Genomic DNA, 22,614 nt, shown 5'->3' on the forward strand with positions numbered 1-22,614 from the left:
CTGGGGCGCCACCGGGCACCCATCCCACCAGGGTACCGTCCGGCCGGGCGATGGAACCTGGTGAGCCTCTCGCAGCTCAACGGGCGGTCCCGCGTGAGGGTTCCCGGGCCGGGCGACCCTAGCGAGTGCTGTCGGCCACCGACGAGACCATCTCACCCAGCCTGGTCCGCAGTGTCTTCGGGTCCGCCGGCGCCACGGTGACCCACTCCCGACCGTCCGTTCCCGGCCTCGACAGGCTGAGATAACGCCCGGTGGCGGTGTCGAACCAGCCCAGCACCCTCGACCGCTGCCGGGCCCCGAGCGAGGTACGGCTGTTCGCTGCGAGCTGACCGCCGCGCAGCCGCGGCTGGCCTGCGATCAGCCCGTAGGTCTCCCGTGGGTCGACGGTGGCGCGCTCGCTCAGTGACTGACGTCTCGGCCGGCGGCCCTTGTCCTCGGGCTCACCGCCACCCGCGGCCACCGGCACCCGGATCGGGCGGGTGTGCTGCGCCTCTTCCAAGGGCAGGGTGACCGACGCCTCGGTCCCGCGGTTGCCCGCCGGGAGCAGGCTCACGACCGTGGAGACCAGGCCGTCGGGTGGCGTTTCGCGCAGCCAGATGCCGTCCGCGTCCTGGATCGCGAGCACGCCGGTGCGCTCGTCGCCCGCCGCGAGCAGCGCGATCGGATGCGCCTCGAACTGCGGGATGTGCAGTCCGTCGATCGACATCGGGGCCCGTGCGAGCAGCGTGAGCCAATCGTCCAGCTGCGGTTCCGCCCGGCCACGCGAGTCCCGCAGGCCACGGGCGCTCAGCTCGGCGTCCACCCGGTGCCGCAGCGACACCCGTTCGTCCTGGGTGTCCCCGTGCGAACGGATCCGCAGCGGGTAGGGCAGCTCACCCAGCTCCATCGACTCCCACAGGAAGTCGAACGCGAGCGGGGAGAAGAACTCTTGGTGCATCCGGTGCTGCTCACCCTCCAGAATCGATCCGCGGCCAGCCTAGCGCGGGCCGCCCCGGCTGTGCTCAGAACGCCGCAGCGCTCTCCTGGCCTGCCGCACCCGCGAGCATCTCGCCGAGCCGGTGCCGCAGGGTTGCCGCATCGGCGGGGGCGATGGTGATCCAGTCGCGTCCGTCACGGCCGCTGGTCGCCTGCGTGAAGTACCGGCCGGTCTCGGTGTCGAACCAGCTGAGCACGGGGGAACGGCTGCGGCCGCCGAGCCGGTTGCGGGCGTTTGCGCCGATCTGGCCACCCCGCAGCCGCTGCTGGGCGTGCAACCGGGACAGTGCCTTGCGGTCCTCGTCGACGCTCGCCCGGCCTGCCGCGTCGAGCTGGTTGCCGCGGCGCTGCAGGAAGTCGACACCGGACGCACCGACGAGCTGCTCCAGCGGCACGGTGATCGACTTCTCGCTGCCGCGCGGTGCCCCCGGCAGCAACGACACGATCGCGGTGGCGAGCCCGTCCGGCGGGCAGGGCTGCAGGTGCAGGCCACGCTGGTCCTGCACGGCGAACAGGCCTTGCTCACCGAGCCTGCCTGCGACCGCGAGCAGTGGTTCGCCGTTCGGGTCGAGCAGCTGCACGGTGTCCAGGCTCGCGTCGGGTGAGGCGAGAATGCCGAAGTAGTCCTCCACGTCCGGCTCCGGACGGCCGCGGCGGTCCGCGAGCCCGCGTTCGGTCAGCCCGGCGAGCGTGCGGGCACGCAGCGCCGCGCGCTCGTCCACCGTCGCGCCGTGCGAACCGATCCGCAGTGGATAGGGCAGCTCACCCACCCCGGCCGACTCCCACAGGAAGTCCACCTCGAGCGGTGTGAGCAGCTCCGCGTTCGGCATCGACCAACCCCCTACCCCGAGTGTTCCGGACAACCGCGGGCGCGTGACCGGTCCGGCCACGCGCCCGCGGGGTGCAGCATCAGTCGTCCTCGTCCTCCGACCACGCGCCGATGACCGGCGGCGGGGTGGCCTCGTTGGCGCCGAACGCGTCGTCCGGGTCCGGTTCGATGAGGAAGGAAGCGTGTGTGTGCTCCTGCTCCTGCTCGCCCTGGCCGCCACGGGCGCCCATGCCGCCGCCCATGCCGCCCATCATGCCGGGCTGGCCCTGCTGGCCTTGCTGCCCGATGGTGCCGCCTGCCGGGACCACACCCTGCTGTTGTTGCGGCGTCGCCGACGCAGCGCTCTGCCCGCTCTGGTGCTCGGCGGAAGCGGAGGTGTTGTCCTCCTTGCGCGAGCCGCTGCGGCTGCCCTGGCCGAGCTTGCCGCCGGCCAGCCCGGCACCGGCACCGACCGCGCCGAGGCCAAGGCCCGCCGCGGCACCGCCGCCGCCACCACCGGACGGGGCTGCCGGAGCGGGCGCGGCCGGAGCGGGACCACCCGCGCCGACGCCGGCCCCATTGGCCAGCCCGCCGTCGAAGCCTGCCGCGCCGTAGGTGCCGGAATCGGCGGTCACGTGCGCGGGTGCGCTGGGCGCGCCCGCTCCGTGCGCACCCGGTGCGCCGAACGCGCCCGCGCCGCCTGCCCCGTGGCCTGCCCCGGGCGCGCCCGGCTGCACGGAGTTGAACGAGTTGCCGTTGAAGTGCGACGCGGTCGCCTTCATGCCGAGAGAGTCGGGGCCGAAGCTCGGGGTGGAGCCGTCGACGTCGCTCATCGCCTCGGTGTAGGCGTTGAAGAACGCGACCTGCTGCGCCTTCACGTCGTTCGCCGCGTCGGCCTGCACCTTCTGGTCCGCCGCCAGTGCGGCGGGCCCGCCCGCCAGTGCGGCGGACATGGCCTGCTTCGGGTCGTAGTCGCGCGGCGCCGGCATCTTCTTCACCTCGGCCGCCGCGGTGGCCTGCTTGGCGAGCCGGTCGGCCATGGTGTGCGCGGCGTCGGAGGCCTGCGTGCCGGAGTTGGCGATGGCGACGAGCGCACCCTGCGCACCCGACGCGCCCTCACCGATCCAGGCGTTGCCCAGCTCGGCGATCGCGTTGTACAGATCGTCGGAGGTGCGCTTGAGCTCGCTGCCGTGCTTGGTCCAGTGCTGTCCGCTGGACTCGGCGGTGCCGGGATCGTTGTCGGTCACCGCGCCGTCGTAGAGCTGCTGGCTCTGCTGCGAGTTCCAGTTCGGCGGGTTGCCGATGGCGCGGTCCCCGCCCATCTCGAAGCCGCCCGAGCTGCTGCGTGCGGCGTCCACGATGCTCTGCGACGAATTGGCCCCCAGCGGAACCGCGGAGCCTGCCGACGGCGGCGCGTAACCCAGCTGCCGGCCGTAGCCGGACCCGTCCGTCCCGTTCCCGTTGCTGTCGTAGTTCGGTGCCATGACTGGCTGATCCCCCTCGGAAGTCAGGCCTTGCGGAACGGGTCGGCTGCGGACTGGTCGATCTCGTGGTACCGGGACATCGCGGTGACGATGCCCTCCTCGGCGGCCTGGTACTGGCCGAGCAGGTTCCGCAGTGCCGACGAGTAGGAGTCGCCGCCGCCGTCGGCGCGCTGCACGAACTTCGCGGCCATCGCGGTGCCGACCGGGTTCTTGCCGAGCTTCGGCGGCTGGGCAAGGGTGCCCGCGCTGTTCAGCAGGGTCTCGATCGCGTCTTTACCGGTGCGGATCTTGTTCAGCACGGTCTGTGCCGCGTCGGGGTCGATCCCGACCTGGCCCCTCGCAGCGGCGTTCTTGAACGCGTTGGCATCGGCCAAGCTGCTGTCGCCCATCTGCCCTCTCTCCGTTCCCCCGCGCGAGCCGTACCCGCCCGCATGCATTAGGTCTTCGCATAGGTTAACGCACCTGGTCGAGCCCTATGACGCGATCGGGGAGATCAAAGTTCCGCATCCCTCGCGCCGGATGCGGAAGGCTTCTTCAGGACGTGTAGACGTGCGGATCGAGCGTGCCGATGTAGGGCAGGTCGCGGAAGCGCTCGGCGTAGTCGAGGCCGTAGCCGACCACGAACTCGTTCGGGATGTCGAAACCGATGTAGCGCACCGGTACCTCGACCTTCACCGCCTCCGGCTTGCGCAGCAGCGACACCACCTCCAGCGACGCCGGGTTCCGGCTCGCCAGGTTCTTCAGCAGCCACGACAGGGTCAGCCCCGAATCGACGATGTCCTCGACGATCAGCACGTTCCGGCCCGCGATGTCGCGGTCGAGGTCTTTCAGGATGCGCACCACGCCCGAGGACGAGGTCGAGGATCCATACGACGACACGGCCATGAACTCCAGCTGCGTCGGCAGCTCGAGTGCCCGTGCGAAGTCGGTCATGAACATGACGGCGCCCTTGAGGACGCCGACCAGGATGAGGTCGCCCTGGCCGTTCTCCGGGTGGTCGGCGGCGATCTTGGCCGCCAGCTCCGCGATCTTTTCCTTGATCTGTTGCTCGGTGATGAGCACGGAGGCGATCTCGCCCTCGTACACGAGTCATTCCCCTCGGGTGGTGGGTTCGGGTTGGGGTCCGGCAAGCGAGAGCCTGCCATGGCACCGGCGTGCCTCCAAGTTCCCCGGCAGCCAGACCCCGCCCTGACCCCGCCAGCGGGCCACGAGCGCGTCGACCGAACGCAGGTGCGCATCGGTCAGCTCCCGGACCCCGGAGTCCAGCAGCCACCTGCGGAGAACCCGCCTGCGCAGTGCCGCCGGTTCGGCGGCGAGCACGGTGGTTTCCAGCTCACCTGCCCGTTCCGCGCGCTCGTGGACCCGCGCGGCGAGTGTGTCCAACGCCTCGGTGTCGTCACGCAGCTGTGCGGCCGTCCGGGCCAGTGCGGGGGCAACCCCACCGGCCAGCACGTCCTCCAGCAACGGCAGCACTTCGCCGCGCAGCCGGACCCGGGTGAACCTCGGGTCGGCGTTGTGCGGGTCCTGCCACGGCTGCACGCCGAGCTCCACGCAGGCCCCCTGCGTTTGTGCGCGCGTGACGCCCAGCAACGGCCTGCCCCACGGCGGATCGTACGAACGCATCCCGGCCAGCGACCGTGGTCCGGAGCCGCGGCCGAGGCCGAGCAGCACGGTCTCGGCCTGATCGTCGAGAGTGTGGCCGAGCAAGACGAGCCCTTCGCTGTCTGACAGCGCTTCGCGCAGCGCGCGGTACCTCGCGGTACGCGCAGCCGCTTCGGGGCCACCTTCGCTCGCGACGTCGACAGCACGCACTTCAGCGACCTCGACACCCAGCTTTTGCACCACTGCAGCAGCTTCAGCCGCTACGTCCGCGGAGCCGTCTTGCAGACCGTGGTCGATCACGAGCGCGCGCGTGCGAAAACCACGGCTTCGCGCGACGTACGCAGTCGCGGCGGCAAGCGCCACCGAATCCGCCCCACCGGAGACCGCGACGCACACCTCGCCGGGCACCTCGATGGACGCGAGGAAGTTGCGGACCGCGGTACGGACCGCGGCGAGCGCGCTCACCCGTGCAGACGCTGTACCCAGGCCGCGGGGTCCGCGATCTCCGCCCGGGTCGGCAGCGTGTTCGGAGATCGCCAGACCGCGTTGAAGCCGTCCATACCGACCGCGTCGACCACGTGCTTGGTGAACTTCGCGCCTTCCTCGTACTGGCGGATCTTCGCGTCGAGCCCGAGGAGCGCGCGCAACAGCCGGTCGAAGATGCCACCGCCACGACGGCGTGCACTGAACTTCGCGCGGATCTGCTCGACACTGGGCACCACTCGCGGGCCCACCGCGTCCATCACGTAGTCGGCGTGCCCTTCGAGCAGGGTGGACAACGCCAGCAGCCGGTCGAACACCGCGCGTTCCTTCGGCGACTGCAGCAGCTCGGCGATACCCACGCCGGTGCCACGCTGCTTGACCGCGTCGGTGAGCCTGCCGACCAGCTCGCTCAGTCCTTCTTCGGAGTCCCCCGCGATGCCGGAGACCAGCCGCTCGACCTCGTCCGCGAAGTAGTCCCGCAGCCACGGCACGGCGCTGAACTGCAGCCGGTGCGTGCACTCGTGCAGGCAGACCCAGAGCCGGAAGTCCTTGTCCGGCACCTTCATCGCGCGTTCCGCGGCGACCACGTTCGGCGCCACGAGCAGCAGCTCGCCCTGGTTCTCCGGACCGCCGAACGGGTCGTACTGGCCGAGCACCCTCGACGCGAGGAAGGCCAGCACCAGCCCGGTCTGCACACCCGCACCGGACGCCAGCACCGGGCCGAGCGGACCGCCCTGCGCGGGCGGCAGCGCGCGGCCGGTGAGCGCGCCCAGACCGGACGCAGCCGACCGCACCCAGCCCGGCCGGTCCACCACCGTGCCCGGCAGCAACGGCAGGTCACGGCCGAGCCCGGTCAGCTCGCGCACATGCCCCTCCGCCTCCGCGGTCAGCTCGCGCAAGTCGGTCACCGCGCGTTCGGCATCGCGGCGGGCAATCGACGGGCCACCGCGCACGAGCAGCGCTCCGGTCGTGGCCGCGCGGTCCCAGTCGACCATCGGCCGCCGGCGGATCTCGGTTTCCTGGCTCACCCCTTCGACGCTACCTGCCGGAGTGGTCACTGACAGCCGCACTTGCGCAACGCTGTGGCGAGCACGTCGAGCGCAGCCTGTCCGGAGTCCTTGTCCGACCCGTTGGACATGAACGCGAACGCGAGCACCCGGTTGTCGCTGTCCAGCACGTAGCCGGCGAGGGTGTTGACGCCGGTGAGCGTGCCGGTCTTGGCCCGTACCCAGCCCTTGCCCGCGGACGAATCCGGGACGCGGTACCGGTCGGCGAGCGTGCCTGCCGGACTGCCCGCCACCGGAAGCCCGGCGAGCAGCGGACGCAGCTTCGGCGTGTTCTGGTCCTTCCCGTCGGGCCCCGCGGCCGCGGCCAGCACCTGGCTGAGCAGCCGCGCGGGCACCTTGTTCTGGTTGGACAGGCCGCTGGTGTCGAACAGCTGCAACCCGTTCACGTCGAACCCGTGGTCCCCGAGCACCTTCTTCACCGCGGCAGCCGCGCCGGCGAACGACGGATCACCGCCGGTGGCGATGGCGACCTGCCGGCCGAGCGCGTCGGCGAGCACGTTGTCGGAGATCTGCAGCAGTGCGTACGCGAGGTCCGGCAGCGGCGCCGACTGGACCTCGCCGAGCACCTTCGCGTCCGCCGTCGCCTTGGTGGTACCGCCCGCGCTCGCACCGAGCTTTTCGGCAACGAGCTGGGTGATCGTGGTCGCCGGATTGCCGGAGCGCTGGGTCTCGTCGACCTTCGGGTTGCCCCGGCCGCCGTCGGCCATCACCGGCACGATCGGCGCGCCGAACAGCGACGGCGCATCGCCGGGTTCCCAGCCCGGCGCGGTGACCGGGCCGTTGTAGGCGCTCACGTCGACCTGGACGTTGCTGACGTTGCCCGCGACCTTCTTGACCTGCGCGACGAGGTCGTCCACGTGCGCTGCACCCGGGTAGAGCGGTGAGTCGGTGCCCTGCGGCAACGCGGTGAGCGTGGGGTCGCCACCGCCGACGAGGATCACCGTGCCCGGCTGCCGGCCCTGCACGATCTTCGTGGTCAGCCGCTTCGTCGGATCCATCGCGAGCAGCGCGGCGGAAACGGTGAGGATCTTGGTGGTCGAGGCCGGGGTGAGCGCCGTGTTCGACGAGTGGTCCCACAGCACCGAACCATTCGACGGATCGATCACACTGCCGGTGAGCTGCGAGAGCGCAGGGGCACCGGAGGGACCGGCCAGTGCGGACGCGACGCCACCGGGGGACGCACCGGCACCCGAGGTGTCCGGACCGTGCAGCGCGAGGCTCACCTCCGCCGGATCGGGGGCGTCCCCCTTCGGCGCATTGGGCGCCCACGGCAGGCCCAGCTTGTTGGACACCTTCGGCACCGCCGAGGCGACGCCGGCCGCGGCGAGCACCAATACCACGACGAGCCCGATGACCAGCAGCTTCCGCCGCCGTTTCGGCTCGCCACCACCGGGCGCCGCAGCGGGCGGGAACCCGTCCGGCGGACGCGGGATCCCGACCGTCGCCTCACTCGCGAACTGCTCCCGCTCGCGGTCCACCGGCTGCGGGCCCGGCGCAGCGCGCTGGCCGATCGGAGTCGCCTCACCCTGGTGTCCGGCGTCCGGTGATTCGGGCCAGGGGCCAGGAGACGGCTGCGCACCGGACTGCGGACGCGGAATACCGACCGTCGCCTCGGCCGGGAACTGGCTCCCGGACGGCTCGATCCGCATCGGCCGCGCGCTCTCGGCGGACGCGGGCGGCACCGCACCCTGCGGCGGCTCCGGCAATCCCGGCCGGACCGGGACCTGGAGCTGCTGCGACCACGAGGCGGAACTGCCCTCGAGTGCGTCCCAGCGAGGTTCCTCACGGGCCCGCGGGTTCTCCTCCGGCCTGCGCTCCGGCGGTGCGTCGGACTCGCTGCGAAACGCCGTCCAGCCCCCACCGGCGGACGGCTGTTGCTGCTGCGCACGCGAGGCCACCGGACGGAATGCCGCCCAGCCCTGGCCACCGTCCGGTGCCGAACCGCTCTGCGGAGCCTCGTCGCGGAACGCGGCGAACGGCTGCTGCTCCTGCGGTACCTGCCGCTCCTGCGGTGCCGGACGTTCTTCCCGCTCCCTGCCCGGACTGCTGTCCCGGCGAACCGGCTGGAACAGCGAGTTCGGCTGCTCGGACGCGGCCCGCGACGGCTGCTCCGGACGCTCCACCGGCACCCACGGCACCTGCTGGGTCTGTTCCCCACGAGGTTCCGGCCGCTGCGGTTCGGGTCGCTGCGGCTCCAGCCGCTGAGGTTGCGCGCGCGGGGGCTCCGGTCGCGGCGGTTCAGTCCTCGGCGACTCCGAGCGCTGCAGTTCCGAGCGCTGCGGCTCCGAGCGCTGCGGGTCCGGTTTGGCCGATTCCTCCGGGGCGTTGACCCCCGGCACCGGATCCGGCGGGACGTTCGGCCGGAACCACGAACCGGGCCCGTCACCGGGTGTGACGTTCGGCACGGCGAGCCGGTCGGTGCTGCCCGCGTTCCGCTTGGGCAGGGGCAGACCGGCGGTGGCCTCTTCACCACGGGGAGAGGTGTCCTCGTCGCCTGTCGGCCACCTCGGCTGGTCGTTGTCCGGCACCCACTACTCCTTCTCACCTGCCCCGCGAAGGGGCCAAGCTCACATGCCGTCTGGCCGACATCGGCGCGACCCGCCGGCCGGGTGTAGTCCACACTAGTGACGTCAACGAGGTGATTGCGGTTGCCGCCCACGATGCGTGGGACACCCAGATTCGAGAAGCAGCGAGGACGACCGTGGAATTCGACGTCACGATCGAGATCCCCAAGGGGGAGCGCAACAAGTACGAGGTCGACCACAAGACCGGTCGGATCAAGCTCGACCGGACCCTGTTCACGGCAACGCAGTACCCGGCCGACTACGGCTTCATCGACGACACACTGGGCCAGGACGGCGACCCGCTCGACGTGCTCGTCCTCGTGCAGGAGCCGACGTTCCCGGGTTGCCTGATCCGGTGCCGCGCGATCGGCATGTTCCGGATGACCGACGAAAAGGGCCCGGACGACAAGGTGCTCGGCATTCCGACGAACGACCCGCGGCTGGAGCATCTGCGCGACATCCACCACCTCAACGAGTTCCACAAGCTCGAAATCCAGCACTTCTTCGAGGTCTACAAGGACCTCGAGCCCGGCAAGAGCGTCGAGGGCTCCACCTGGGTCGGGCGCACCGAGGCCGAGGCCGAGATCTCCCGCTCGTTCGAACGGGAGAAGGACCGCCTCGCCAAGGAAGAGCTCGAGGGCGAAGCCGAGCACTGAACAGGTACCGCAGGTACGGCAAAGGGCCGTTCACCCACGTGGGGTGAACGGCCCTTTCGCGTACGGGCTCAGCCCGCGAGTGCGAGTTCCGCGGCCTCCTCCTCGGCGCGGGACTCCATCGCCGACTTGTCCGACAGCGGCTTCTCCCGCAGCAGCCACACCAGGGCGAAGCCCACCGTGAGCACGACGCCGCCGATCAGGAACACCGTGCTCATCGAGCTGGCGAAGCCGTCGAGGATCGGCCGGGCGAGCACCGGGTCGAGACCGGCGAGGAACGACGTGTCGTTCACGTCGACCCCACCCGAGGACATCCGCTGCGCGAACTCCGGGTGCTGGGCCAGCGCCGCGGTGTAGGCGGGCGAACCCATCGCCGAGCGGACCGCCGCGGCGATCCGGTCGCCGACCGTGCTGAACAGGATCGACAGGAACACCGCGGTGCCCGCCGTGCCGCCGATCTGCCGGAAGAACGTGGCCGACGAGGTCGCGACGCCGATGTCCTTCGGCGAGACGTCGTTGGTGGCGGCCAGGGTCAGCGTCTGCATCGACGAACCGAGGCCGAGACCGATCACGAACGCGATCGCCATCACCACGCCGAGCGGGGTGTCCACGCCGATCGTCGACAGCGCGAACAGTGCCGCGGCCATCAGGCCGAGACCGGCCACCGCGAACGGCTTGTACCGTCCGGTCCGGCTGATCACCCGGCCGCTGGTCAGGCTCGCCACCATGATCCCGAGGGTGAGCGGCAGCATCTGCAGCCCGGCCTGGGTCGGCGTCGCGCCCTTCACGATCTGCAGGTACAGCGGAAGCGACATCATCGCGCCGAACATCCCGATGCCCTGGATCACGGTGACCATCGTGGCCACCCGGAACACCGGGCGGCGGAACAGCCGCAGCGGCAGCAGCGCAGCATCGCCCATCCGGCGTTCCTGCAGGATGAACAGGACCACCCCGAGTGCACCGACCAGGTACATCGCGAGCGAAACCGGCGCGCCCCATCCCCATTCGCGGCCCTGCTCGGCGACCAGCAGCAGCGGCACCAGGCCCATGGTCAGCGCACCCGCGCCGAGGAAGTCGATCCGCTGCTGCACGCGCTTGTGCGGCAGGTTCAGTACCTTGCTCACCACGACCAGCGCGGCCAGCGCGACCGGCACGTTCACCAGGAACACCCAGCGCCAGCCGGTGATGCCTGCGAACGAGTCGAGACCGGCGAAGAATCCGCCGACGACCGGACCGGCCACGCTCGAGACGCCGAACACGGCCATGAAGTAGCCCTGGTACCTGCTGCGCTCGCGGGGCGAGGTGATGTCGCTGATGATCGCCAGTGCGAGCGACATCAGGCCACCGGCGCCGAGGCCCTGGAACGCGCGGAACGCGGCCAGTTCGTACATCGAGTTCGCCATGCCGCTGGCCAGTGAACCGGCGAGGAACAGCGAGATCGCGGTGAGGTACATCGGCTTGCGGCCGAAGAGGTCGGACAGTTTGCCGTACAGCGGCGTGGACAGCGTCGCGGTGATCAGGTAGGCGGTGGTGGCCCAGGCCTGCAGGCTCTGCCCGTGCAGTTCGTCGGCGATCGTCTTCATCGCCGAGGACACGATGGTCTGGTCGAGTGCCGCCAGGAACATGCCGAGCATCAGCCCGGACAGAACGGTGAGGATCTGTCGGTGCGATAGCCGTCCGCTCGTGGTGGCGCCCCCTTCCGTGCTGGTGTCGCTCATCGGGTTCTCCCTTGCTCGTGGTCTTGGTGGCCGCTCGTTGTTAGTTGCTTGCACCTATCAACTACTTGCCTTGCACAAGTGTTCCCGAGAAGCTTGCATTACACAATCAACTATCCCTGTGATGCTCATCGCAGGGCCCTGACCAGCACAACGGGCCGCCCGCTGCTGCGGGCGGCCCGTTGACGGAGCTAGGTCAGACGGCGTAGCCGGGGATCGGGAACGGCGCGAGGAACTCCCGGATCTCGGCCGCAATGGTCGCCAGCGCCGGTTCCTCCTGGGCGGCCGCGGCGGTGACCGTGCGGTCGATCCAGTCCGCGACCTGCGTCTGGTGCTCGGGACGCAGCCCGCGCGTGGTGATCGCCGAGGTGCCGAGCCGGATGCCCGACGGGTCGAACGGCTTGCGCGGGTCGAACGGGACGGTGTTGTAGTTCAGCTCGATGCCCGCACGGTCCAGCGCCTGTGCGGCAGGCTTGCCGGGCACGGCCTTGCTCGTGAGGTCGATCAGCAGCAGGTGGTTGTCCGTGCCGCCGGAGACCAGGTCGTAGCCGCGCTCCACGAGTGCCTCGGCGAGCGCCTTGGCATTCGCGACCACGGTGTGCGCGTACTCGGAGAACGACGGCTGCTGCGCCTCCCCGAGCGCGACCGCGATGGCGGCCGTCGTGTGGTTGTGCGGACCGCCCTGCAGGCCGGGGAAGACGGCCTTGTCCACGGCCTTCGCGTGCTCGGCGTCGGACAGGATCATCGCGCCGCGCGGGCCACGAAGGGTCTTGTGCGTGGTCGTGGTGATCACCTGGGCATGGCCGACCGGCGACGGGTGCGCGCCACCGGCGACCAGGCCTGCGATGTGCGCGATGTCGGCGACCAGCACCGCGTCGACCTCGCGGGCGATCTCGGCGAACGCCGGGAAGTCGATGGTGCGCGGGATCGCCGTGCCGCCCGCGAAGATCAGCTTCGGCCGGTGCTGGCGGGCGAGGTCGCGGACTTGGTCGAGGTCGACCCGGCCGGTCTCCTTGCGCACGCCGTAGCGGACCGGCGTGAACCACTTCCCGGTGGCCGACACGCTCCAGCCGTGCGTCAGGTGGCCGCCGTCCGGCAGTGCCATGCCGAGCACCGTGTCACCGGGCTTCGCGAAGGCCAGGTACACCGCGAGGTTCGCGGGCGAGCCGGAGTACGGCTGCACATTGGCGTGGTCCGCCCCGAAGACGGCCTTGGCGCGTTCGATCGCCAGCGTCTCGATCTGATCGACGAGCTGCTGGCCTTCGTAGTACCGCTTGCCCGCGTAGCCCTCGGAGTACTTGTTCGTGAGCACGGTGCCGGTCGCTTCCAGCACCGCCTGCGATACGTAGTTCTCCGAGGCGATCAGGCGGATCTTGTCGTGCTGCCGCTTCGCCTCGTCCTCGACGAGGCCGGCGAGCTGCGGGTCGGCCGCGGCGAGAGCGGACAGGGCGGGCTGGTGTGTCATCGCGTACTCCGGCTGTGCAGTGGCCACCACCCAGGCGCGCGGTGCCGGCCTCGTCGTCGCTCCCCGGTGGTGCTCCACCTCTTCAATGGCGCCAGTCGCTGATGCGGGGCAAAGTTTAGTGCACCGCCCGCGCGGTGCCCGGCCCGCGGGAAAGCCGCTACACCGGCCGCATACCGTCCCGGTGCCGGCGGGCGAGGTCCTGGTACACGGCCGCGTTGTGCTCCACCCACATCCGCGCGGAATCGGTGAGCGGCACGAACTTCTTCGCCGGACTGCCCATCGCGATCGTCTCGCCGGGCACCTCGGTACCAGGTGTCACGGTGGCCCCCGCGGCGACCAGCGCCCGCGGGCCGATCACCGCGCGGTCGAGCACGGTGGACCCGTTGCCGATCAGGGCCTGCTCCCCGACCGTGCAGTCGTGCACGAGGCACTGGTGCCCCACGGTGACGTTGCGGCCCACCTCGCACAGTTCGGCGTTGGAGTGGATCACCGAATTGTCCTGGATGTTGGCGCCCTCACGGATCACGATCGGACCGAAGTCGCCGCGGATCACCGCGCCGTACCAGACGGAGGCGTCCTTCTCGACGGTCACGTCGCCGATCAGGGTGGCAGTGGGGGCGATCCAGGCGTCCGGGTGGACCGTGGGGCTGACCCCCTCGAAGGAGAACAGAGGCATGTCCGCACCTTAAGCGGCGTCAGCGATATCCGGCGAAGCAGAGTGCTTCGATGTCCCCGTGCAGGCCTTCGAACGGCCGGGGCCGGACCCGTTGCTGCACGACGGCGCCGAGCAGGTAGCTGAGCAACGCACGGGCGCGGGCACGCGGATCGTCCACGTCGAGCGGGGCGAGCAGTTCCACGAGCAGTTCGGTGATGGAGGTGAGCATCACGTCGATCGCCTGCGGGTGCTGCGCGCGGCCTGCCGCGATCCAGTACTCGAACCAGAGGAAGGCCGCGCCGGGCCGTTCCGCGAATTCCGCGAGGTACGCCTCGGTCACCGCGAACAGCCGCTCGCGCGGGTCGCGGTGCCGCTGCGCGACGGTGCGCAGCCCGGAGGCGAAAGCGTTGATGTGCGCGGCCATCGCGCGGTCGATCAGCACGTCGATGTCGGCGAAGTAGTAGTGGATCGCGCTCTTGGTGAGCGGGCCGGCGTCCGCGATCGCCCGTACCGTGCAACCGGCCAGGCCGTCACGGGCGAGCACCACACGGGCGGCCTCGACGATCTGTTCCTGCTTCTGCAGCTGGTTGGGCGACAGCTGTGCGCTGCGACCGGGTACGGCACTCACGGTGATCCTCGTTACGGCGTTCGGAACGGCGGGCCCGAAGTCTAGGGCAGATGTCCTGGCCTGCTCCGAAGGGTGAAAAACCGGATTGGCCACCCCGGTCCGCGCAGCGGACAATGCCCGGCATGGTGATCTCAGGGGACAAGGGGCTCAGCGCGGCGGCGCGCCGTCAGCTGGAGAAGGAAATAGCCGACCTGCGCGCGCAACGGGATGCGCTCGCGCCGCAGCCGGGAGAGCAGGAGCGCACCGGTGACGCGGCGGACCAGGCGGACGTGATCGACCGCGCGGAGACCGCCGCCAGGCTGGACCGGCAGATCGCCGACGTGTCCGCGAAGCTGGAGCACGGCGCGTACGACAGCTCGCTGCTCCCCGACGGCACGCGCGTGTCGCTGCGCTTCGCCGACGGGGACGAGGAAGAGTTCACCGTGGTCACCCTTCCCGGCGAAGACGTCGATTCGGTGACCTCGGACAGCCCGCTCGGCATGGCGCTGGTCGGTGCGAAGGCAGGCGACAAGGTCACCTACCGGACGCCGCGCGGGGAGACGACGGTGACGGTGCTGGAGCTGACCCCGCCGAAAGGCTGAGCACAAAGGACACCCGAGGGCCGCCCGGCTTCACCGGGCGGCCCTGCGGTGTCAGCTTCCGCTCGCACCGGTGCCGGCGTTGGTGACGGTCTCGGCCCGGTAGGCGTACACCCCGTCGTGCTCGACGGCGACGTGCCAGCCGTCGCAGACCTTGTCCGTACGAAGGTGCTCGCCGGCGGGCCACCAGTCCGCGGTGAGCGTCGGCGGCCTGGCCTCCACTGGCCCTGGCTCACACGTGCGCGGCAACGCGGTACCGGCGGACTGGTACTTCAGCAGCCGTTCGGAACCGGTCGTGCGAACGAGTTCGACGACGTTGCGCGCACCGTCGGGCACCCACGCCGGCAGCTTCGCCGCCGGATCGTTCTTGCCCTCGATCCCGGTTTCGTAGGAAACCGCCTTCACGTGCCCGTTCCCGTGCTCGACGACGGAATCCCCGAGCCCGCATGCGGACACCGTGGTCACCGTCGCCGCCGCCAGCGCGCCGCAGACCACCTTGCTCACGATGCTTTTCATCCCCCGAGTGAAGCCGGACCGAACGCGGCCGCCATCGGTCTTCCGGCTCGGCTGCCCGGCCACCCGGCCGACTGCCATCCGGTCAACTTCCTGCGACAGATCGATCCATTGTGTAACATCTGGCTTCTCAGCTCCCGCGCCAGATGCCCGGAGCACGCCGGTGACCAGGGAGAATTGCGTGACATCCGATCCGGACGACCTCAAGCGGCGGCTTGCCGCCTCGATCGAACGGGCCGAACAGCGCATCCGCGCGCTGGACGAGGGCGAGCAGATCACCTCGGTGGTCACTGCGGAGGCCGAGGCGGCGGACGGCGCCGTGCGCGCGACCGTGACCGGCAGCGGCAGGCTGCACGAACTGACGCTCGACGAACGGGTTCGGCATTGGGCGCCGGAGGAGATCGCGCGACAGGTCGTCCACTGCGTCCAGCGCGCCCAATCCCGGCTGGCCGAGGTCGCGGTGGAATCCCTCACCGAGCGGGCCGGTGCGGACCTCCCGTTCGCCGGGCTCGCCGCCGAGCGGCTGCGCACCGAGTTCCCGTCGCCGGAGTCCGACATCGGTGCCGAACCAGCTCACCTCGCATCGCGCCGGAACGACAACGACATCGTCGTCAAGCTGGCCACCTGGGACCAGGACGACTGACCGCGACAGAAAGGAACGCAGACATGGGGGGATTCCGTTGGGATCCGCGGGCCTTCACCTTGGCCAAGGCCCGGTTCGGCGAACTCGCCGACCAGGGCGCGGAATACCTGTATCCGATGGTGCGCGAAAACCTGGTGGAGTGGAAGGCAGGCGGCCTGCTCGACCTGCTGGTCGTCCACCACAAATCGCTGGCGAAGGAAGTCGCGGTCTCGGCCGGGTGCACGCCCGCAATGCTGCGCAAGATAAACCAGAATCTGACCGACGTCGCGGGCCTGTACACCAATTCCGACAATGCCGCGGCCGAGGACATCAGCAAAACCTGGGACACGATGGGTTATGAGCTGCCCTCCAGCGGTGACCCCGATCTCGAACGCTCCGGCGGCATGGCCTACGACTTCGGCTCCGGCTATCCACCGAGCATGCAGCCGAGTGCGGGTGACTTCCGGATCGAGGACGTGGTCGACACCATCCTTGGTCTCCCGAAATCCGTCGTCATCCCGGATCCGTCCTTCAAGAACCCCGCACTCCAGAGCATCTGGGACGGGGTCTTCGGCAGCTGGCTCGAAATCTGCGGATTCGCGACCGAAGCGCTGACCGGGGACTGGAAAGGCGTTTACCAGGCGGGCGACGCAATGAGCAATGCGGGCGACTATTGGCAAGGCCTGAGTGCACTGTCCCGCCGCTGCGCGGGGACGCTCTTCTGGCACTGGGACGGCGACGCATCCGAGTTCGCCGAAAGGTCGGTCACCAAGATCTGCGACGTGTACGAAGACGCAGGCGAAACCATCGCGCACTGCGGCGAGGACTACAAGACCCACGCGCACGGCTGCTACCTGCTGTTCACCGAAATCAACGGCATACTCACCGCCATCCCGAACGACATGATTCTCCTGTTCGAACTCCTCGACCGGGCGGATGCCAAATCGGTGCCCACGCCTTCCCCCGACCTCCTCGCCGCAATGGCCGGGATACACCGGCTGGTCAAGATCCTGCTCAAGGGCTTCAAGGAAGCCACCGAAAAGCTGCTGAAGGTGGCTCAGGTGATCGAAGCGATTGTCGGAGTCGTCCTCTCCGCGTGCACCCTCTTCACGAACTACAGCAACGACATGCGCGGCGCGCTGACCTGAGCCCGCCGGCGCCGGGATTGCGCAGCTGTCGGGAATTCCGCGAACCGCGGCCCCGGCACGACGTGAGGTTCGCATTCGATCCGTAGTCGCTCGGCTCGGGGCACCCAGCAGTCCCGCACCGGAGACAGTACCGGTTCAGCGCGAAGAGGATTCTGGTTCGGACCCGACTAGTGGGAGCGGCCGGGCCGACAGTTCCTCGATCCGGTCCTCGCGGACGCCCAGCATCCGCAGTGTGTACCGGGCCACCGCGTCGGCCATCCGCGCCTGTTCCCGTCGATTCCGGCCAGTAAACCGGATTCTGATCGCCAACCGGGTGACCGGGTCCGGCTCGTGGACGGTCCGCTGGGCAAGCCACGCGCCGTACCGGTCGAACGCGTCGGTCACGGCGGCGGTGAAGAGCTTCGCTTTGCTGCTGAAGTGGTTGTAGAAGGAACCGAATCCGACGTCGGCGCGATCGGTGATCGCCTGGATGCTCACCTCCGTGTCGCCGTCCTCGGCCAGCACCTGCTGCGCGGCGCCGAGCAGCGACGCTCGGGGGCGGTTCCTGCGTCGTCGCGGTGACGCCGACGCTTCCGGTGTGGGCGTGGCTCTGGTCAGTGGTCGCCACGTCGTTCTCCCTGTACCTGCTTGTCCCCGCGATCATCGGGATCGTGACCGCGGCGCTCGCCTGGCGGCGCCGTCGTTTCATGGCGCTTTTCGCCACGGGACTGGCCATCGTGGGGGTTGCCGGCGCAGCCGTCCCCTCGGTGACGTCTACGGGACAAAGCTCCACGCGAACGTCTGGCGGCCCGCGAACAAGGACGCTCGCGGCCGGGTGCTGGTGTACGTCCACGGTGGCGGCTTCACCGGCGGCGCGCTCGACCAGCGTCCGACCCTCCTGCAGTGGTATGCGAACCAGGGCTACACGGTGTTCGACGTCGAGTACCGCATGCACCCGCAGCCGCTCTGGCCGAGAGGAAACCCGTGACGCCAAGTGTGCCGTCGGCTGGGTGGCGCAGAACGCCACGCGACTCGGCGTCGACGCGAACGGGGTCACACTCGCGGGCAACTCCGCCGGCGGGAACCTCGCGTTGCTCGCCGCGTACACAGTGGGCACCGGCCAGTTTCCGCCCTCGTGCGGCGTGCCCGAGCGCGCCGCACGAGCCGTGATCGCCAGCTACGCACCCACTGACACCGCGGACCAGAGTTCCGGCGTACCCAGCATCGCCGACGACACCGGCGCGACGTATTTCGGTGGCACCCCGCAGCAGGTCCCCGAGGCATACCGCGCGACCTCACCGATCACCTACGTACGGCCGGGACTACCGCCGACCCTGCTCCTCCCGTTCACCGAGCACGTTTTCGACCGGTTCTGGAACTCCTGGGGCAGCCAGATCAGTTACGGCGTCACGAAACAGTTTCTCGACGCCCCTTCTCGATAGGCAAATGCGTCTTTTTCAGGGATTTCCCGATTTCTTCGGCTCCGTCGAAGCGCCGCCACGGGCAAATGCGCGGTACACGGTCTCGACGGTCGGCCGCTGCGGACCGTCCGGCCGGGCCAGAACGAGCACCCGGGAGAGCGTCGGGTGCTCGAGCGGCACGATCCGCACATCGGTGCGGCCCTCGACCAGCCGCCGCGGCAGGAACGCGAGACCGAGTCCGCCACGGACGAGTTCCAGCCCGGTCGCAACGTCCACCACCTCGATGGCGACGTCGCGCTCGAGCCCGGCCGCCGCGAAGAGCCGGTCGGTGCGTATCCGGTTCGCCCATCCCACCGGAAAATCGATGAACGGCATCGTCGCTGCCGCGCTCAGCGACGATGCCGGAAGCTCCGCGGAGAGCGGCGCGGTGAGGACCAGATCGAGCCTGCCGACCGGTTGCAGCCGAATCCCCGGCGAGGGCAGGTCGGGTTCGGGGACCAGCGCCAGGTCGTAGGTGCCGTCCGCAACCCGCTCTAGGTGCCGATCGTGGTCCAGCGCCGAAAACCACACACGCACCTGGAGAGCAGGGTGCTCCCGGCGCAACGCACCGAGTACCGCGGCCAGGTCGAAGGTCCCCGTGGAGAGCACGGTGCCCAGGGTCACGCTGCCCTGCACGGTGCCGTCGAGCGCCCCGAGCTCATCACGGACTTCCCGCGCCGAGGCCAGCAGAGTGCGCGCCCGCTCGAGCAGCAGATCACCGGCCGCGGTCAGCGCGATGCGATGCCCGGCGCGGCGGAACAGCGGTTGGGCCAGCTCGTGCTCGAGGCGTCCGACGGCCGCCGACATCGTCGACTGCACGACGTGTTCGCGCTGCGCCCCCCTCGTGAAGCTGCCTTCCTCGGCGACCGCGACGAAGTAGGACAGCTGCTGCAAATCCACTCGTGAAGTATCGCCCACCGGTGTATCGATGCCGCCGATGGTGGCATCGAAATCATTCGTTGGACGTAAATCGGTGCGCGGAGGAGCGTCGGTGGAGACGAGAATCGACATCGTCGAGACCGGCCCGTGGAGGACAGGAACATGCGACTGATCGCGTTGGAAGAGGCGTTCTCGATTCCGGAGCTCGACCGGCGCCATCCCGCGGCCGGAGATCTCGGGGCGGTTCCGGTCGGCCGGGAGATCGCCCGGCACGTGGCCGAGCGGCTGCCGGACATCGCCGAGCTGCGCCTGGCCGACATGGACCGGCACGGGGTCGACGTGCAGGTCCTGTCGCTCGGCGCGCCAGGGCTGCAGATCGCCGACCTTTCCCCCGCCGAAGCAATCGAGGACGCGCGGCTCGCCAACGACTACCTGGCCAAGGCCATCGCAGACAAGCCCGACCGGTTCGCCGGGTTCGCCGCGGTGCCGCTGCAGGACCCGGAAGCTGCGGCCGTGGAGCTGCGGCGTGCGGTGACCGAGCTCGGCATGCGAGGCGCCCTTGTCAACGACCACACCGACGGCCACTACCTCGACGAGCCCCGCTTCGACGTGTTCTGGAGCGCCCTCGAGGAGCTCGAGGTGCCGCTGTACCTTCATCCCGCGGCACCCCCGCGGGACCACTGGGACGTCCTCGACGGCTGCCCCGAGCTGGTCGGCCCGACCTGGACCTGGGCCGTCCAGACCAGCGGTCACGCTCTGCGGATGCTCTACGGAGGGGTCTTCGACCGGCATCCCGGCGCCCGGTTGATCCTCGGGCACATGGGTGAGTTCCTGCCCTTCATGATCTCCCGCCTCGACTCCCGCTACCAGACCATGGACCCGGTTCGCCCGCTCGCGCACCTGCCCAGCCACTACATCGGAACCAACATCCTGATCACGGTGAGCGGAGTGCCGTCCCCCGCCGCACTGGCCGGGGCAGTCCTGTCGATCGGCGCCGACGCCATCATGTTCGCGATCGATTACCCGTGGGAGGACACCGCATCTGCGACCACGGCCTTCGCCGGCGCGGCGCTCTCCGAGACCGACCGCCACAAGATCGCGCACGGCAACGCCGAACGACTCCTCGGACTCTGACCGGCGGCCTCAGCCCGGCCCGGGTCTCGCCGAACAGCGGACGAACGTGATCACCTTACGGTCCGGGAACGCACCGCCGGCGAGTCCGGCGTCGGCACGAAGCGAGCGGGACTTCAACAATCTCCGTCGGATGATCAAGCCGGCCGGGCTCAGTGGACGCCCGAGGGGCTGCGCCACAGCTTCGTCTCGGGTCCGCTCGGACACCCGCAGCCAGTCAGGCGCACCCCACGATTCAGGCCCCATCCGGAAGCGTCCGGATGGGGCCTGATCTGTGAGCCGCCTGGGGGAATCGAACCCCCGACCTATTCATTACGAGTGAATCGCTCTGGCCGACTGAGCTAAGGCGGCGTGTCGCAGTGGCCGTGCCGCACGACGGGGACAAGTGTAGCGGAGGTCCGATGCGTCACCTTCCGGGGGCCGCGTCGTTAGGCTGCTATGACTTCGGTCTCATCCCCTGCTCCGACAACCTGGAGGACTCGGCACATGCGGCGAAGACTGCCCCGTGCGGTGGCCATACCCGCCACCGCGGCCCTGCTGCTGCTCAGCGCGGGTCCGGCCGGCGCGCAGGACATCCCCACCACGCCGATCCCGCAGCCGGGGAATCCGAGCGAGCCACCGGCTTCGGCGCCGACCGGGCCGCAGCCGCTCGGGCACGCGGTCGGCGACGCGGGGACCGCGCTCGGGGTGGTGCGCCTGCTGCCGAACGCCGTCACCACGGACACCATCCTCCCCGGGTTCGGCCAGCAGCTGCCGAAGCAGTCGGCGCTGGAGGCCGGGATGGGCCTGTCGAGCGCATCCGCGAACTCGGAGGCCTACCTCAACTACGAGAAGTCGATCGCGCAGGCCTCGCCGTTCGGGCTCGCGGTCGGTGGCCAGGCACCGCAGACGCCGGGCAGCCTCGCGCAGACGGCGTTGCCGGACAACCCCAAGGAGATCACCGGCGGTCTCAACGCCCCGTCGAACCCGCTGTTGAACGTCGGGCTCCTCAACGGCAGCGCGCACGCCCGCTGGAGCGACACGCTCGGACCGTGTGTGGACACCATCTCCGACGCCAGCACGTCGGTGGCCAGCCTGTCGCTGCTCAACGTGATCCCGACGCTGCCGCAGGTCCCGTTGCTCGGCGGGGGCGGGCTGAACCTCCCGCAGAACACCACATTGGCCGAGGGGTTCGACCCGGCCAGCGGCCTGCAGGGCCTCGGTGGCCTGCTGTCCGGCGGTGGCCAGACCTCGGCCACCGGCGCCGGTTCGCTGTTGAGCCTGCCGAACACGCTGTCGTCGCGGTCGCAGGTGAAGCTCGTCGATCTGCCGGGGTCGAAGAACAAGGCCGTGCAGTCCACCTCGACGCTGCAAGCCGCGGACATCGCCATCCTCAAGGGCACGCCGCTCGAGATGAACCTCAAGGTGGCCAGCCAGCCGACGCTCACGGTGACCTCGACCGGTGACGCGAAAACGTCGAAGGTCGACTACCAGGCACCGGTGCTGACCATCTCGGCAGGCGGCAAGACGCTCTACACGCTGGACGCGGCGCATCCGACCAAGGACATCCCGATCGGCCTGCCGCTGTCCCCGCTGAGCGACCAGTTCGGCGCGCTGGACAACGTGCCGGTGGTCGGCGGCCTCGTCGCCACCGCACGCGACGGTCTGCAGCAGCTCAGCAGCACCGCCGGCAAGGTGCTCGACCTCGGCGTGCTTCGGCTGAGCATCGCGAACCTGGACCAGAAGAAGTCCGAAGCGAGCACGCCGTTCAAGGGCTACCAGCTGGGTGCGTCCGCGCGGCTGTTCGACCTGCAGGTGCTGCCGACGGAACGGCTCAAGACCCTGTTGCCGAAGGAAGCCGGCGACAAGCTGCCGTCGTCGCTGGCGCAGCTTTCGCTGGGTGAGCAGGTGGCCCGCGCGTACGCCCCGACCGGCGGCGTGGTCTGCGGCAGCACGGCACCCGCCCCGCCGAACGGTGGTGGCCAGGCGCCGAAGGCACCGGCGAAGAACCTCGCGTACACGGGCACTGCGTACGACACGGTGCCGCTGTTCTGGACCGGCACGGCGATGCTGCTGCTCGGCGTGGTGATGGTCGCGGCGTTCCCGAGCCGTCGTCGGCCTGCGCTGGCACTCAACCGGCCGGTGAACCGCGGCCCGGACGAGCCGGAGCCGTTCAAGCCGTCACCGCATCCGCGCGACTGACGAACACACGGTGGCCCCCTCTTC

Annotated in this window: 23 protein-coding genes, 1 tRNA gene and 1 riboswitch; of the genes, 8 read left to right on the plus strand and 16 right to left on the minus strand. The window is 70.0% G+C overall.

What is annotated here, in order from left to right:
* Window positions 1-118: 118 nt before the first annotated feature.
* The 8 genes from ABD793_RS22285 to dacB all read right to left on the minus strand — a co-directional run bounded on the left by ABD793_RS22285 (window position 119) and on the right by dacB (window position 8,947).
* A complete protein-coding gene (locus ABD793_RS22285; RefSeq protein WP_344862964.1) occupies window positions 119-937 on the minus strand; it encodes an ESX secretion-associated protein EspG in 819 nt (272 codons plus the stop codon).
* A 64-nt stretch (window positions 938-1,001) separates the two neighbouring features.
* Complete coding sequence (locus ABD793_RS22290) at window positions 1,002-1,805, minus strand: ESX secretion-associated protein EspG (RefSeq protein ID WP_344862966.1); 804 nt, start codon at window positions 1,803-1,805, stop codon at window positions 1,002-1,004.
* 79 nt (window positions 1,806-1,884) lie between these two features.
* Window positions 1,885-3,267, minus strand: a complete 1,383-nt coding sequence (locus ABD793_RS22295; protein WP_344862968.1) for a hypothetical protein — start codon at window positions 3,265-3,267, stop codon at window positions 1,885-1,887.
* A 23-nt stretch (window positions 3,268-3,290) separates the two neighbouring features.
* Window positions 3,291-3,656: a hypothetical protein gene (locus tag ABD793_RS22300; protein ID WP_344862970.1), complete on the minus strand. Its 366-nt coding sequence runs from the start codon at window positions 3,654-3,656 to the stop codon at window positions 3,291-3,293.
* Window positions 3,657-3,801: 145 nt separating this feature from the next.
* Window positions 3,802-4,353: a hypoxanthine phosphoribosyltransferase gene (gene hpt / locus ABD793_RS22305; protein WP_344862972.1), complete on the minus strand. Its 552-nt coding sequence runs from the start codon at window positions 4,351-4,353 to the stop codon at window positions 3,802-3,804.
* Window positions 4,354-4,356: 3 nt separating this feature from the next.
* Window positions 4,357-5,334 (minus strand): tRNA lysidine(34) synthetase TilS, encoded by a 978-nt coding sequence (gene tilS, locus ABD793_RS22310; protein WP_344862974.1) that lies wholly within the window; start codon window positions 5,332-5,334, stop codon window positions 4,357-4,359.
* On the minus strand, window positions 5,331-6,347 hold the full coding sequence (locus ABD793_RS22315) for a zinc-dependent metalloprotease (protein WP_344863124.1): 1,017 nt from the start codon (window positions 6,345-6,347) through the stop codon (window positions 5,331-5,333). Before ABD793_RS22315 ends, tilS begins: the two co-directional genes overlap by 4 nt.
* Window positions 6,348-6,406: 59 nt before the next feature.
* Window positions 6,407-8,947 (minus strand): D-alanyl-D-alanine carboxypeptidase/D-alanyl-D-alanine endopeptidase, encoded by a 2,541-nt coding sequence (gene dacB / locus ABD793_RS22320; RefSeq protein ID WP_344862976.1) that lies wholly within the window; start codon window positions 8,945-8,947, stop codon window positions 6,407-6,409.
* 173 nt (window positions 8,948-9,120) lie between these two features.
* On the opposite strand from dacB, the gene ABD793_RS22325 reads away from it, so the two are divergent.
* On the plus strand, window positions 9,121-9,639 hold the full coding sequence (locus ABD793_RS22325; protein WP_344862978.1) for an inorganic diphosphatase: 519 nt from the start codon (window positions 9,121-9,123) through the stop codon (window positions 9,637-9,639).
* A 68-nt stretch (window positions 9,640-9,707) separates the two neighbouring features.
* Here the strand turns inward: ABD793_RS22325 and ABD793_RS22330 are convergent, their stop codons facing one another.
* The 4 genes from ABD793_RS22330 to ABD793_RS22345 form a co-directional block, all read right to left on the minus strand.
* Window positions 9,708-11,354, minus strand: a complete 1,647-nt coding sequence (locus ABD793_RS22330) for an MDR family MFS transporter (protein ID WP_344862980.1) — start codon at window positions 11,352-11,354, stop codon at window positions 9,708-9,710.
* Window positions 11,355-11,547: 193 nt separating this feature from the next.
* Entirely contained in the window at window positions 11,548-12,816 is a 1,269-nt protein-coding gene (locus tag ABD793_RS22335) for a serine hydroxymethyltransferase (protein ID WP_344862982.1), read from the minus strand.
* Window positions 12,817-12,837: 21 nt separating this feature from the next.
* Window positions 12,838-12,925, minus strand: a riboswitch (ZMP/ZTP riboswitch).
* Between the two features lie 48 nt (window positions 12,926-12,973).
* Window positions 12,974-13,492 (minus strand): gamma carbonic anhydrase family protein, encoded by a 519-nt coding sequence (locus ABD793_RS22340; RefSeq protein WP_344862984.1) that lies wholly within the window; start codon window positions 13,490-13,492, stop codon window positions 12,974-12,976.
* 19 nt (window positions 13,493-13,511) lie between these two features.
* Complete coding sequence (locus ABD793_RS22345; RefSeq protein WP_344862986.1) at window positions 13,512-14,099, minus strand: TetR/AcrR family transcriptional regulator; 588 nt, start codon at window positions 14,097-14,099, stop codon at window positions 13,512-13,514.
* A gap of 122 nt (window positions 14,100-14,221) precedes the next feature.
* Between ABD793_RS22345 and ABD793_RS22350 the strand changes: the two genes are divergently transcribed.
* Window positions 14,222-14,680 carry a GreA/GreB family elongation factor gene (locus ABD793_RS22350; RefSeq protein WP_344862988.1) on the plus strand — a complete coding sequence of 153 codons (459 nt, stop codon included), beginning with the start codon at window positions 14,222-14,224 and terminating at the stop codon, window positions 14,678-14,680.
* Window positions 14,681-14,731: 51 nt separating this feature from the next.
* On the opposite strand, the gene ABD793_RS22355 is transcribed toward ABD793_RS22350, so the two are convergent.
* On the minus strand, window positions 14,732-15,193 hold the full coding sequence (locus ABD793_RS22355) for a hypothetical protein (protein ID WP_344862990.1): 462 nt from the start codon (window positions 15,191-15,193) through the stop codon (window positions 14,732-14,734).
* Window positions 15,194-15,371: 178 nt separating this feature from the next.
* On the opposite strand from ABD793_RS22355, the gene ABD793_RS22360 reads away from it, so the two are divergent.
* Both ABD793_RS22360 and ABD793_RS22365 read left to right on the plus strand, forming a co-directional pair.
* A complete protein-coding gene (locus ABD793_RS22360; RefSeq protein ID WP_344862993.1) occupies window positions 15,372-15,833 on the plus strand; it encodes a YbaB/EbfC family nucleoid-associated protein in 462 nt (153 codons plus the stop codon).
* Between the two features lie 23 nt (window positions 15,834-15,856).
* Window positions 15,857-16,960: a hypothetical protein gene (locus ABD793_RS22365; protein WP_344862995.1), complete on the plus strand. Its 1,104-nt coding sequence runs from the start codon at window positions 15,857-15,859 to the stop codon at window positions 16,958-16,960.
* Window positions 16,961-17,095: 135 nt separating this feature from the next.
* On the opposite strand, the gene ABD793_RS22370 is transcribed toward ABD793_RS22365, so the two are convergent.
* Entirely contained in the window at window positions 17,096-17,485 is a 390-nt protein-coding gene (locus tag ABD793_RS22370) for a TetR/AcrR family transcriptional regulator (RefSeq protein ID WP_344863126.1), read from the minus strand.
* On the opposite strand from ABD793_RS22370, the gene ABD793_RS22375 reads away from it, so the two are divergent.
* The gene (locus tag ABD793_RS22375; RefSeq protein ID WP_344862997.1) at window positions 17,430-17,927 is read left to right on the plus strand and encodes an alpha/beta hydrolase; all 498 of its coding nucleotides are present in this window, start codon (window positions 17,430-17,432) and stop codon (window positions 17,925-17,927) included. The two genes, ABD793_RS22370 and ABD793_RS22375, sit on opposite strands and share 56 nt — an antisense overlap.
* Window positions 17,848-18,381: an alpha/beta hydrolase fold domain-containing protein gene (locus ABD793_RS22380; protein WP_425548734.1), complete on the plus strand. Its 534-nt coding sequence runs from the start codon at window positions 17,848-17,850 to the stop codon at window positions 18,379-18,381. The genes ABD793_RS22375 and ABD793_RS22380 overlap by 80 nt, the downstream gene beginning before the upstream one ends.
* Before the next feature lie 15 nt (window positions 18,382-18,396).
* Here the strand turns inward: ABD793_RS22380 and ABD793_RS22385 are convergent, their stop codons facing one another.
* Entirely contained in the window at window positions 18,397-19,299 is a 903-nt protein-coding gene (locus tag ABD793_RS22385) for a LysR family transcriptional regulator (protein ID WP_344863001.1), read from the minus strand.
* Window positions 19,300-19,440: 141 nt separating this feature from the next.
* Here ABD793_RS22385 and ABD793_RS22390 point away from each other — a divergent pair, with 141 nt between their 5' ends.
* A complete protein-coding gene (locus ABD793_RS22390) occupies window positions 19,441-20,412 on the plus strand; it encodes an amidohydrolase family protein (RefSeq protein WP_344863003.1) in 972 nt (323 codons plus the stop codon).
* 274 nt (window positions 20,413-20,686) lie between these two features.
* On the opposite strand, the gene ABD793_RS22395 is transcribed toward ABD793_RS22390, so the two are convergent.
* Window positions 20,687-20,760 (minus strand) — tRNA-Thr (locus ABD793_RS22395).
* A 135-nt stretch (window positions 20,761-20,895) separates the two neighbouring features.
* On the opposite strand from ABD793_RS22395, the gene ABD793_RS22400 reads away from it, so the two are divergent.
* Window positions 20,896-22,590: a hypothetical protein gene (locus tag ABD793_RS22400; protein WP_344863005.1), complete on the plus strand. Its 1,695-nt coding sequence runs from the start codon at window positions 20,896-20,898 to the stop codon at window positions 22,588-22,590.
* Window positions 22,591-22,614 lie beyond the last annotated feature (24 nt).

The sequence above is a fragment of the Amycolatopsis ultiminotia genome (genome assembly GCF_039536925.1).
GTDB lineage: Bacteria > Actinomycetota > Actinomycetes > Mycobacteriales > Pseudonocardiaceae > Amycolatopsis > Amycolatopsis ultiminotia.